At 37.8% G+C, this 13,036-nt stretch carries 11 protein-coding genes and 1 pseudogene; 2 read left to right on the top strand and 10 right to left on the bottom strand.

Going from position 1 to position 13,036, the window contains the following annotated elements:
- Positions 1-38 precede the first annotated feature (38 nt).
- From ACYP5M_RS00710 to ACYP5M_RS00700, 3 genes are all read right to left on the bottom strand, one after another.
- Entirely contained in the window at positions 39-1,700 is a 1,662-nt protein-coding gene (locus ACYP5M_RS00710; protein WP_459734478.1) for an amidohydrolase, read from the bottom strand.
- A gap of 479 nt (positions 1,701-2,179) precedes the next feature.
- Positions 2,180-2,923 carry an SDR family NAD(P)-dependent oxidoreductase gene (locus tag ACYP5M_RS00705; RefSeq protein WP_076368734.1) on the bottom strand — a complete coding sequence of 248 codons (744 nt, stop codon included), beginning with the start codon at positions 2,921-2,923 and terminating at the stop codon, positions 2,180-2,182.
- Positions 2,924-2,977: 54 nt separating this feature from the next.
- On the bottom strand, positions 2,978-3,730 hold the full coding sequence (locus ACYP5M_RS00700) for an SDR family NAD(P)-dependent oxidoreductase (RefSeq protein WP_434169211.1): 753 nt from the start codon (positions 3,728-3,730) through the stop codon (positions 2,978-2,980).
- A gap of 267 nt (positions 3,731-3,997) precedes the next feature.
- On the opposite strand from ACYP5M_RS00700, the gene ACYP5M_RS00695 reads away from it, so the two are divergent.
- Positions 3,998-5,137, top strand: a complete 1,140-nt coding sequence (locus tag ACYP5M_RS00695) for a LuxR C-terminal-related transcriptional regulator (protein WP_434169210.1) — start codon at positions 3,998-4,000, stop codon at positions 5,135-5,137.
- 155 nt (positions 5,138-5,292) lie between these two features.
- On the opposite strand, the gene ACYP5M_RS00690 is transcribed toward ACYP5M_RS00695, so the two are convergent.
- The 6 genes and pseudogenes from ACYP5M_RS00690 to blaOXA all read right to left on the bottom strand — a co-directional run bounded on the left by ACYP5M_RS00690 (position 5,293) and on the right by blaOXA (position 11,685).
- Positions 5,293-6,423: a Ger(x)C family spore germination protein gene (locus ACYP5M_RS00690; RefSeq protein WP_434169647.1), complete on the bottom strand. Its 1,131-nt coding sequence runs from the start codon at positions 6,421-6,423 to the stop codon at positions 5,293-5,295.
- Between the two features lie 5 nt (positions 6,424-6,428).
- Positions 6,429-7,940 carry a spore germination protein gene (locus ACYP5M_RS00685; protein WP_434169209.1) on the bottom strand — a complete coding sequence of 504 codons (1,512 nt, stop codon included), beginning with the start codon at positions 7,938-7,940 and terminating at the stop codon, positions 6,429-6,431.
- On the bottom strand, positions 7,912-9,015 hold the full coding sequence (locus ACYP5M_RS00680) for an endospore germination permease (protein WP_434169208.1): 1,104 nt from the start codon (positions 9,013-9,015) through the stop codon (positions 7,912-7,914). Before ACYP5M_RS00680 ends, ACYP5M_RS00685 begins: the two co-directional genes overlap by 29 nt.
- Positions 9,016-9,395: 380 nt before the next feature.
- A pseudogene (locus ACYP5M_RS00675) lies at positions 9,396-9,527 on the bottom strand (BCCT family transporter); the annotation flags it as partial.
- A 346-nt stretch (positions 9,528-9,873) separates the two neighbouring features.
- Positions 9,874-10,623: a TerC family protein gene (locus tag ACYP5M_RS00670; protein ID WP_101221564.1), complete on the bottom strand. Its 750-nt coding sequence runs from the start codon at positions 10,621-10,623 to the stop codon at positions 9,874-9,876.
- Between the two features lie 249 nt (positions 10,624-10,872).
- Positions 10,873-11,685: a class D beta-lactamase gene (blaOXA, locus tag ACYP5M_RS00665; protein WP_459734477.1), complete on the bottom strand. Its 813-nt coding sequence runs from the start codon at positions 11,683-11,685 to the stop codon at positions 10,873-10,875.
- Positions 11,686-11,912: 227 nt separating this feature from the next.
- On the opposite strand from blaOXA, the gene ACYP5M_RS00660 reads away from it, so the two are divergent.
- The gene (locus tag ACYP5M_RS00660) at positions 11,913-12,092 is read left to right on the top strand and encodes an H-type small acid-soluble spore protein (RefSeq protein ID WP_034313120.1); all 180 of its coding nucleotides are present in this window, start codon (positions 11,913-11,915) and stop codon (positions 12,090-12,092) included.
- 46 nt (positions 12,093-12,138) lie between these two features.
- On the opposite strand, the gene ACYP5M_RS00655 is transcribed toward ACYP5M_RS00660, so the two are convergent.
- Positions 12,139-12,909 (bottom strand): GH25 family lysozyme, encoded by a 771-nt coding sequence (locus ACYP5M_RS00655; protein WP_452445460.1) that lies wholly within the window; start codon positions 12,907-12,909, stop codon positions 12,139-12,141.
- Positions 12,910-13,036 lie beyond the last annotated feature (127 nt).

The raw sequence follows: 13,036 nt of genomic DNA, 5'->3' as shown, positions 1-13,036 counted from the left end.
TCTATTATTATTAGACGCAGTAAATTTCCGGTAAGAAATTAAGTAGTCTTTACCTTTTCTTGTCCATATACTGGGTTTCCATCTATGAAGGTGGCCAGAATCGCTATGTCCTTAATTTCTTCTGAATGAACAGCTGTAGGGTCAGTCTCGAGAATGGTAAAGTCTGCTTGTTTTCCAATTTCTATGCTGCCTGATCGTGACTCATCAAAATTTAGTTTTGCGCCAAAAATAGTCATCGACTTTAAAGCTGTTTCTACATCAATGCGCTGTTCTGGGCCTAAAACATGACCTTCTCTCGTTATTCTATTAACTGCAGCCCATACTGAAAACAGGGGTGAGATTGGGGTAATTGGACAATCGGAATGCAGGGTGAACAATAAATTGTGTGCAACAGCTTCAGCTAACGGACTTATACGCCTTCCACGCTCCGGCCCCAGGAAAATTTGTTTATGCCTGTCTCCCCAATAATATACATGATTGATGAAGAAGGATCCGGCTACATCAAGTTCCCTCATCTTCATGATGTCCTCGGTGGTCGCGGTTTGGACATGTTCGATTCTATGACGATGTCCTGTACGAGGGCTATTGGATAAAGCATATTCATATGCCGCTAATATCGAGCCGATCGCACGATCCCCGTTTCCATGCGTTGTGATCCTAAATCCTCGTCTGTGCAGGTCTAAGACTTCTTCATTAAATGCTTCCTGCTGATGAATGAGATTTCCGTATACATCTTGATTTTGATAATATGGAAGACGTAAAGCTCCTGTTAATCCTTGGATGGAGCCGTCCTGAAACATTTTTGCGCTATCTAATTTAACCCGTCCCCCAGACCTTTCCCTGAGTTCCAGGTCCAATTGAGCTGGAGAATAACCCCCGAATGGCTCTCCTTCACGAAGCTGCTGATGCATGATCATCAGTCTCGTTCGCATCGGATTAATTTTTTGTTCAGCCGCTTTAAGATGAACCTCTAAATCTTCCAAATTATTAAATCCAACTGCAGCATCTGTATTTGTGGTAATTCCTTGAGCGACATAATCTTTTGAAGCCTTTCCTATCATGTCAACCTGTTGCCCAATTGTCATTTGGGGTATGTGATTATTTATTGGTGCCATTGCCGCTGGTTCATAAATTACCCCATTAAGTCTTCCGTTCTCATCCCGTCCATAATGTCCGCCCTGGGGATCAGAAACATCATCAGTTAAACCTGCGAATTGCAAGGCAAGCGAATTTACTGCGGATAAGTGCCCTGAAGTGTGTGTGATGACTACAGGGTTATTTGGCGAAACCTTATCTAAATCACTCCGAGTAACATGGCGCTTTTCATACAAAAGTGTATCATCATAGCCATATCCCTTTACCCATTCGCCATCGGGAGTATCTTTTGCTTTTGCACCAATCACCTCTAAAATATCGTTTATGGATTGATTGGGCGGTGTACCGCAGTTCACCTGTCCCATCGTTAATCCATACATTAAAATATGGTTATGAGTATCGATAAAGCCTGGAATTAGGGTGGATCCCTTTAAATCTACAACATCAGTGCTTGCTGTAATCTCCACTGCACTTTTAGGTGGCTCACACTCATCCCAAATCCCGACAATTTTCCCATCTGCTACAGCAATTGACCCAGCCCGGCGATTCCTGTTATCTAGAGTCAGCACATTTGCATTTTTAAATAAAAGATCGATTTTTATCATAAAATAAAGTCCCTCCCTTTTTTTGGTTTTAAATCCACTTCATTTCGTCATAGTACTAACTTGGCAAACTGACAGATGGAAATACTGAATAGATAGGGCAAATATTTACAAGTCAATCAGGAGTAAAATGACACATCCTTTCTAGAATGAAACAATAGATTTACCCCATTTTACTAGTGGTGTTAACATCACGTCGTCCGAACCAGTATAAAAGGCATAGTTACATTAAAACATTTAAATTTATAATTTTCAATATTTTCTAATAATAACAATAAATATAAGACGATAGATTATTATGTAACTAAAAGGTAGGGGTTCGGAATGTATCACTATATCTACATTTTAAATCCTTATACATTTATATGTAAAAAAAGCCCTCCAGTATGATTTGGGTGTATGAACACCACTCATCTTACAGAAGAAGCTCTATTAATTGGCACCTCAAACCTAATTTGACTGATTGAGAGACCGAGCGAAATTTATACTGCGGTATATCCGCCGTCGACAATAAGACTTGTGCCTGTAACAAATGATGCATCGTCACTTGCGAGGAAGAGAACGGCTTTCGCCACTTCTTCCGCCCTGCCTAAACGGCCGATTGGATGTAAATCGATCAAACCTTGTCTTATTTCACCTTGTGCTTCGGCAATAAGTGGTGTATCTATATATCCAGGGCAAACTGCATTGACACGAATGCCATCTTTCGCATAAGTCGAACCTAACGTTTGTGTTAACAGTTTGACCCCGCCTTTCGCAGCAGAATATGCTGTTACCCCCGGTTTCCCTGCATGGCTATGGATGGAGCCTGTATTGACAATCGCGCCGCCAGTAGATTGTTTTTGCATTTGCTCTATCGCATATTTATCGGATAGGAAGACACCGGATAAATTAATATCAATCGTTTTTTGCCATTGCTCGTAGCTTAACTCATGAATGTTTCCGTCTCTTGCAATTCCTGCGTTTGCGAACATGATATCCAGTTTTCCATATTTATTAACCGTCTCTTCGATCATATTCTTTACGTCATTTTCATTCGTCACGTCAGTTTTAACAAAAAGAGTATCATACCCTTTTCCATTTAACTCTTCTGACACAGCCTGTCCATGATCAGCAAAATCGGCAATGACCACCTTTGCTCCTTCTTCTGCAAATAATTGAGCCGTGCTTGCTCCAATCCCGCTTGCTCCCCCTGTTACGATTGCCACTTTATTTTCTAATCTCATCTCTAAACACTCCTTAGTTTTTAGTTTCTAATATCCGTTAGAAAAGTAGTTTTTTTAGCGTGCAGTCGCTCCGCCATCTATCACAAATTCAGTACCCGTCGTATAGGAAGATTCGTCCGAGGCAATGAAAAGCACTGTATTCGCCACATTTTTGACGCTGCCCAGATGTCCCAACGGGAATTCTTTACCCAATTCATCTTTTGTACTGCCAGTTTGTTCAGATGCATAGTCCGCCATCCCGGTATCGATATATCCTGGATGAATCGAGTTTACACGGACCCCTTTTGAAGCATACTCGATGGCAGCATCTTTAGTCATTGTCCGGACCGCTCCCTTGCTTGCACCGTATAAAACATGACCAGGGGCACCAATCAAGCCTGCTATGGAAGAAGCGTTTATGACTGAACCTTTATTTTGTTTCGCCATCAGTGGCATAATATGCTTCATTCCCAAGAATACGCCGGTCACGTTAATCGACATGAGACGATTCCACTCCTCCAGTTCAATCTCCGCAACCGGTTTAATGATATAAATACCCGCATTGTTGAACAGAACATCCACCTTATCAAAAGTATCGATTGTTACCTTAGCAACCTTTTTCCAATCTTCTTCATTGCTGACATCATGACGAATGAATAGGGCCTCTCCGCCGATTGCCTGAATGTCTTTCACAGCTTGATCACCGGAATCCTGGTTAATGTCAGTTATGACGATTTTTGCTCCTTCCCTAGCAAAAAGCAAAGCTGTTTCTTTCCCGATTCCTGTACCCCCGCCAGTAATGATTGCCACCTTATTTTCAAGTCTCATGATTTCACCAGATCTCCTTTACTTATTTTCTGATACTGCCATCCTTAGAGGTTCTCACTAGACTAGTATTCCTATACAAGTACATAAAGCTGACTTTAACAATTGTCCATCCCTTTAATTGGAATGCCGCTAAAAAAGCTTCATTGTCTGTCTATGCCTTTATTTTACTCCTCGTAATTTGAAATACTATCCTATAATATGCTGTATAATAATAGGGTAAGTATCCCCCTTATATAGGGGTATTTCGTTTAAGGAGAAGAGACTCGTATGACCCAGCCCTCTCATGCTTATGAAGAGATATCGTTTCAGCAATTCATATTATTCATAAAAAGCCATAACAAACAAATTGAAGAAAACATCAATATTTATTTGAATCTTGAGCCCCTTATATTAGAAGATGAACGTAAGATGATACAAACATTACTGGAATCATTTCTACTATTTTTATCTGCTCCAAACATCGAGGACATAAATGAAACATACGATAAGTATCTGGAAACTTGGCTTCAATCACATCTACCCATTTTAAATGTGAACCATTTCAGCATGTTCCGATTGATCTTTGAAAAGTCCATCGTTACCTTAATGTCCAACCTGAAACATGCCCATACCATTTCCATTTTAATGTTCTTATTATCCATTTTCTCTCATCTCATCCATAGCTATAACAAATGGATGGTTGTCGAACCAACGCAACTTTCAAAAACCCGCGAAGAAAATGCTGAACTTAAAAGGCTGCAACTATTAGACCAATTAGATGAACTTCTAATTAACTCATCAGGAATTAAGGATTTTGCTCATATCCTAAAAAAATGTGAAGAGTTCTTTCACTATAAAAGATGTGTTTTTTATGCTTATATTCCTTGGTCCAATCAATTTTACGGCACCATTGGATTGGAGCTTCCTAAGGTACAAAGCATGAGAGGACAACTCAGCTTGAAGCATTCCTTTGTTTTCAATTCAAAAAAGCCTGTATTTTTAAAGAATCCCAATCATTTTATTAAAAAGGAACATATAACGTTGTTTAATCTTTCGTCTGTCATTTTTGTACCGATTGTTCATGACCAGCAAGTTTTCGGCTGGCTGACCTTTGATCAATTAGGAGAGGAATTCGATTATTCAAAAGATGAACTGACTTTACTTGAACAGGTCGGAAAACGGTTAGGTTTATATTTATCAAGAAAGGATGATGAGGTTTCCATTGATACCGATCTACAATTGACGGAACGGGAATCCATGATTTTATCTTTGCTTGCGGAGGGGTATAACAATAAAAAGATGGCCGAATTATTGCAATTAAGCGAGCATACTATAAGGGATTATGTAAGCAGTTTAATGACAAAGTTTAAAGCCAAGAACCGTACACAAGTCGTAGTCTATGGATTTCGCTTAGGTCTATTAAAGTAAAATCAAGTTTCCTTTAATCGTTATGTAAGTCAAAATAAATCCTTACATAGTATGTTGTCGAATATATCATTTACATTAGCTGCCATATCATAATCATTGGAAACGGCTTTGAAGAAAGATTCTGTCATGGCAGCCTGTTATCCACTTCTGAAGGATCAATTCATGTACTCATATTTATAATCGCCTGTATTTTTAATAGTAACTTCCACCTGAATATTACGTATGGATTCTTCATTAAGGCTAAAATCCTCTTTAACTTCTTTCCATTTTTTTATATCCTTTCTGTAGATAACTGCTTCTAAATTATAGATGTCTATATTTTTTTCAAAAGCATATTTGTAGGTATCCCTAATTTCTTTCTCTAATGCTCCCTGTATTTTTTCTTTAAGGTGGGTTAAGGAAATGTTTTCTTCCATATCCGTTACGGCACCTTCTACTTCAATTGAAATATCGAATTCGACTTTATTATTTACATAGATTGGCTTTATATTGAATTTTGGCCTGATAAGAGATAATTGAACAATGTTGTTTTTGTTGATTTTTATTCCAATTGGGGATCTTACCGTTGACTTTGTTAACCATCTCATCCCCCCAAGATGTTTATTTGCTATCTCCCCCTTTAGCTGATTATTTTTAATAAAATAGGACCCTGATAGTTTTACGGTGTTCTGTGATTTTTCTTTTGCTTTCCACACCTCAGTTTTTAACGAAATCTTCGGTAGTTTTATTGTCATTCCTGTTTCATAATTTTGTGTATAAAATCTTTGGATCCGGATGGGTTCGACAAAGGATCTTAATTTATAAATATCATCCGGATTGAAAATGCTTGTTTGCACTGAAGAGCCGAATAAACTATTGACAAAGAGGATCTTTTCTAAGGAATCATCGGTTCCATATAACCAAGTTGTTTCCCTAATTTGCTGAAATCTTAAAATGGGATCGTTTACGTTGTCCAATCCATGTTTTAGTAAGCTTTCAGAGAAAATGATCAATTTAACATGAGCCCAATAAATATACTGGTTTGACCTTTTATAAATGTCATTCATGGCCTCGTTCATAGTTTTCCCTCGCCCTTTGGCGACCCAAACAGGTGTTGGTTTTGGTTCCAGGCCTTCTTGTTTAGCCACACCTGCAAAAGACGTCACCTGCACATAAATGACATACTGCCCATTTTGATAATCTATTCCCATTGCACTTATATATTGAATATCTTGAATATCCTTAGTATCCCAGCAGCCACTTAAAAGAGCCAGGCTCATTACAAATAGTATAAATCTAAGGATCATTTTCATTAGCGATTTCCTTTTGTTTTGTCCTTAGTTTTCAGCATTTCGGCTCGTTTCTTTCTAAAGAGATATGGCTTCACAAAGACACCGCCCCCTAGAAGATCTTTAAAGGATATTGGTGATATAGGCGCTAAGTAGGGTAAACCATAAATCTGCAGCCTTGATAAATAAAGGACAATAGAGAAAACACCGAGAAAGAATCCGAATAAACCTAAAACAGAAGAGAGAAATAATACAAAAAACCTGGCCATGCTTACAATTCCACCTAAAGATTGATTAATTAATGTATAGGTGGCTACCGCAGTAGTACCTGCCACAACCAGCATCGTCGGGGATGTAATCCCGCCTCTAATTGCCGCATCCCCTATAATTAATCCACCCACAACAGCCAGTGATTGACCGATTGCTTTTGGGAGTGTGATCCCTGCCTCTCGAAACAACTCAAATAAACCCAAAATCAAGAAAGCTTCTTGTTGAGGTGATATAGGCAACCCAAACCTAGATACGGTTATCGTCGCCAAAAATGGGAAGGGAAGCTGGTCTAATTGAAATGATATTAGTGCTATATAAAAGCCTGGCAGAAATATTGATATAACTAGTCCGATAATGCGAAAGAAATATTCGAAATTTGAATAGTAAGATGGAGTATGACGATCTTCCGCAGCTTTTAACAATAATGTAATATTACCTGGTCCAATTAAGGCAGTTGGTGACCCATCCACTAAAATGGCAAAGCGCCCATTATTTAAACTGGCCACAGTATAATCTGGCCTTCCTGTGTAATCAAAAAACGGGATTAGGTTGAATTTCCTGCCTGATAAAAATTCTTCAAGCTCAGTAGTTCCCAACAAGATATCAGTGTTTATTGAAGTGATTTTCCGCTTTACTTTTTCAATGGTTTCTGAATTTACAACATCCTTCACATATAATAAATTGATTTTTGTCTTGCTTCTTTTCCCAATGGTAAATGCTTGATTTTCGAGTGATGCCGTTTTATATCTTTTTCTGATCAACCCTAAATTAACAGAGATATCTTCAATAAATCCATCACGTGGACCTCGGATGGAAATTTCACTACTTGTTTCTTCGGGACTCCGATTCGGGATGCTTGGTAGGGAAAACATAAATAATAATTCCAATTCTTCAAATAGCATCAGAACCATCCCGGAAAATACGTTTTCCTCCACATCTTCTTTTTTAGTGGAGGAAGGGAAAACCCTGCTTACTTTAAATTCGTCTTGAGGATCCTCTATAACATCTTCTTCCTTCAGTTTAGAGTTTATGAATACATTACCTTCAAGCCGTGCTACTGATTCCCACAATTTTTTGACATCGACCAACACCTCTGAATAAATCAAAGTACAAATAAGGGGTGGATCTGTTTTCTCTTCAGATGTAATGGTATGCTTTTTGAATTTTACATCCGAGCTCATTCCGAATAAATCATTGAAATACTCCGTTTTTAGTTGGATCTCCGAAGAACTCCCCTTATTTGCCTTGTTCAATAGAGGCTCCATTCTTTTTCACCCTTTCTTTCAAAAAAATGACCATGTTAATGAAAAAGGTTATAACCAAAATGCTAATTACACTCAATTTAAAATAATATCGTTCCGTAAAATCCCTGTATGCTGGAATGTCGATTGGTATACAAAGCGCAATGATTAAGGAGACTGATATAGCAAGCAATACAATATTTTTTATTTTCTTTGATTTAATTTGAAACAGTTCCCCCATTAGGAATATCGATAACGATACACGGATAAATGCACCTGAAAGCCATTGGTATATTGATAAAAAATCCAGCCGGTTCAAATACTTACCCATGGTTAGTAACCGCCATTGAGCGTATGCAGGATTGCTGATTTTTGCAGCCTGTACCGGACCAAACTCTGTAATGGAGCCTATTATGGGTCCCATACTGATAAACAAAAGAAATAAACCTAAAAAAAGTAAACTCCTGAACTTTATTTCTGTCTTTACAAACTGTTGAATCAAAACGAGAAGAAATATCTCTGTAAAACCTCCACCTAGTATTACGACCCCGTCCCAAACAGGTGTAATTCCATTTTCAAAAATAGGGAAAAGCAAGGAGTAATCCTTATACTGTATATTTGCCGTCATTATCATAAATCCAAGTGCCACAACAAGGGGTAAAACCAATCCTCCGGCAATGGCTATTGTTTTGATTCCAGCCTCTGCAGCAATAAAACATAGGATGATGAAAGGTATGAATAATATATATTCTGGCGTTTGAATCATATAAGTACTGTTTACCCAGGAAAATGTGCTATATAAAGTGACAAACAAGTTTAATAAAATATATAAGAAAAGAAGGATTTTTATGGACCAGGCGGCGAGCGGGTGACTGTGAGTATGAAGCCAACCAATGATATGCTGTTGCTTTGTTTTATTTATTATCCAATAAACCATGGGAAGCCATAATAGAAAAAGCATCCCGGTGACTAAAGTACTTATCCATGAATCTCTTCCGGATGCACCAAGCAATGAAGGCAAAACGATAACATGGTTCATCAACCCAATAGATAGAATCAGTACCATTGTTGCTTGAAAAGTAGATATACTTTTTATCATGTGACACATCCCCTCTCTTTTAATATGAGGAGCCATTTTTGTTTTTATTCATACGGTGCATCATTTCTTTAATGGACAGATAGGTAATTGAACGTACCCTCCCGTCAATAAGCTCCGCTAAATCAACTGCCATTTATCTTCGGCTTTGATTTTAGAAGCATTTTTTGTTTACAAATCAGAAAAGTTTTGTACGGTCTCATCGAACTCTAAACAGGCACCAGCTGTTTTTAGCTGGTGCCTGTTGGCGTTTATCCCTTATACTGTATCCTCTGAGTATGAATTATACTTTAAGATGTTAGCTTTGTAGGTTGTTCATTGATAGTTTTTTCTATACTGCTGCTTTCTGATTGATCCTCTTTAATCCATTTAATGAGAGATATCTATGCCATCGCCATAATTAAGATGAGTGGAACGGAGGTAATGATTACTAATGATTGAAGAACTTGCAGTCCTCCACCAAACATCATGGAAAACGCTACAAGTTCTATGTCCAATGCCCAAAATATTTTGTGCCATCCAGCTGGCTATTGATCTAATGACAACTTTTTTGATGCTGCGCTTGCTAATGTGAATGACGAAGAATCTAGTGTAGCTGAAAGAAAAATAATGATAATAATGATTATGGCAAACAAGGCAATACTGCCGCCGGGAAGGCCCTGGTATATGGCAGCAATGGCAAAAAAGCACCTCCAATTGTTAGAATGATGTCTAACAATTGGAGGTGCAGTTCAAATTTGAAGTCGGTCTCAAATTCTTATTTAGCAAAGATAACGTTAACAAAAAATAACCCTAAGGAGCTCATTTATTAAAATAAGGGAATTTAATGAACTATTTCAACTCTTTTTGATTCTAATAACATTAGTCATTTTGCTTATCGTTTTTCACTGTTTTTCCAGATAAAAACCATCCGCCTATTGCAATAAGAAGCATGACTGACCAAAAGATTATATTCCAAATCGGTCCCTCAACAAAATCATGAGAAATAATGTGCACGGCTGGATGTGCAAGGGTGTGCATCAATAACTTTACCCCTACCCAACCAACGATCAACATGGCTGCCGTTTCGAGGCTAGGCCGCTCTGTCAGTATCTTAACGAAGTATCCTGCAGCAAACCTTATGACGATTAAACCTGCAATTGCTCCTAACAAAATAACAATGAATTTAGCCCCATCCATACCTCCTATATCACCCATCGGTGTATCTGGCAAGGCAATGACAAGAGCGACTGCAGCTAAAATGGAATCAATAGCAAAAGCAATATCAGCTAATGCAATTTGCGCAACGGTCATACGGTAGCTTTTCCCTTTTTTTTCTTTATCACCGTGGTCCCTTTTTAGTAAATGCTTTAATGAAATGAAAATCAAATATGCAGCCCCAATTGCTTGAACTTGCCAAACATGGAAAAGGTACGAAATGATGAAGATTGCACCAATCCTAAATATAAAAGCCAAAAGCAACCCAATATTAATCGCTTTTTTTTGCTGTTCTTGTGGTAAATGCTTTGACATGATGGCTAAAACCAATGCATTATCAGCAGATAATAAACCTTCTAAAAAAATTAGAATGATTAATACCCAGCCATATTCCAATAATAACGATAGTTCCATGATACCCCCCTAAAAGCATGTATAAGAATGCGTATATGACTTCAAACCCAACAACACTTTCTCCTCCAATATTGTCCCACCTTACCTACTTCCTTATTCAAACCTTCCGTCCCGTTAGCCCTGTTTGAACGAAGCAACTCACCTATTGATAGTAAGCATCCATTAGCTCTATATTATATTCTTTTTTGCTTAGCCTAAGTTCACATTGGCATTTTTATCTTCACACTTCGGCAATCACCAAATCAATACCTATTCAGCCATTAAATGATATTTCTGTAAAATGTCCCTTGTGATTTCCCTAGCTTCTGCCGATGTACCGGAGATATTCGTTACAAAAACATAGTCACTTCCCTTTGTTTCAATAAAACCAACATACCAGCCAATGTTTGTCCCCTGCCCTGTTTTTCCGTATAGTGTATAGCTGTCCACTTCAGTCTGGATCATCATCCTTTTAACGGTTTTCATGACATCCTTATCAAAAGGAAGATTCTCTCCATATAAATTTGCCATGAAATCCACTTGTTCAATAGGAGAAATTTTGAGTGAGCTGCTTAGCCAAAACTGATCTATCCCTCCACTAATATCTTGGTTGCCATAAGAAATCTTATGAATCCATTCCTCCATTCGACTCTCTCCAATGTCACGGGCCATTGCTTGATAATACCAAACAACGGAGTTCCTTAAACCAGACCCAAGCGTATGATCCTTGTTCCATATCTCAATTTCCCTTTTCACGCCATCCCAATATTTAATGTCATATTCATCCTCGACGGCACCGACCTGCAATCCGATAAGTGCATTAGGCACCTTAAAAGTCGATTGCGGCGCAAATCTTTGTTCGGCCCGTTCATTATTATAGATAAAAGTCTTACCTTTTTTCACTTCACGTAATATAAAAGTACCTTCACATTCAGCAAAAAATTCATCGACGTCGAGCTTCTTAATATTGAGTTTATCTTTTGCGGCGTTGGCTCCACTTGGCTGCTGCATGCATGTAAATATAACGGAGGCGCCAATAAGTATTAAAAAGGCTGCCAGAAGCCTGCGTTTTTTCAAATTCATCACCTCAAAAAATTATTTACAATCCTATCCATTCTATCAGATAAACTCAATATTTTTAAGATTAAGAATTCTCATCTTTACATGCTTAATTTTTAAAAAAGTCACGGCAGATAAATGGAAAGTTAAACATCATTGCGCTTTTTATGATTTAGTTGCAATATTAATCAAATGAATAAAATTATGGCTTTTCCCAAATAATAGGTAGACTAATTAAGGGAGGGATTTATATGGATGCTAAGCGTGTAAAACAGATTCTTTCTTCTTCATCTGACATTGAGGTCAGATATAATGGCACTTCAGTATGGATTGATAATTTAAATGAAGATGGAAGAACGGCTACAGTACATCTAAGAGGCCCATTAGAGGAAAGATCAGACGTAGCAATTGACGAACTTAAAGAAATATAATATTCATTAAAAACTGAGCTCCTCTCATAATGAGAAGAGCCTTTACTTATTTCAACCTTAATTTTTGACCGATATAAATTTTGTCGGGGTCTTTAATTCCGTTAAGACTAACAAGAGATTTTACTGTTGTTTTATATTTTTTTGCAATGAAGCTAAGTGTGTCGCCTTTTGTTACAGTATAAGTTGTGGTTGTTTCAGTTTTCAATGCACGGGAGTTGTGCGTCCTAAAAGTATTTATTGTATTTGTAAAATCCCTATAGGCTATATTCAAATCCACCTTTGTGCTGATCCCACTTACCTTACCTGAATCAGAATGCTGCCATATATCTGTGCTACGTCCCAACGTGCTGTTGTATCTGGCAATCCACAAAGCGTATTTCGTCAACCTTGATTCATCTAAAGTATTTTCGAGAAAGTATTTACCAGTATACAGCATAGCCGTGTATCCAGCTTCTTCAATAGCCTCCAAAAACGCGATTGCTGCATCTGTCAGCGTTTTTTTCTTTGCCTTTTTTTTATTTTCTTCAAGATCAAGAACAACAGGATAATTTAAAGCAAAAGAGCTGATAGAATCTAAAAAATAAGCAGCCTCAGCCTTTGCTTCTGCAATAGTTGCAAACTTCGCATAGTGATAGGCCCCGACTTTCAATCCCACTGACAATGCTTGTGGTGCATTTTCTTTGAAATATGATAGCTTGGAATAACTTGTTCCCTCTGTTGCTTTAATGAACACGAACTTCACGCCTGCCTTTGCAACTTCCTCCCAATCAATAGCACCTTGCCAATGTGAAACATCGATTCCCTTTATATATTCCATATTAATGACCTCCTCAAGGAAACAATCCTATGGTGGTAAATATTTATGAGTTTTATAGGAAATATTCAGTCCTACTGCCCACCTTATAATAAAATATTTGATTGAATTAAAACAAATATAAATGATG

Source organism: Peribacillus sp. N1 (assembly GCF_054600815.1).
This window is presented reverse-complemented; position numbering and strand designations above follow the sequence as displayed.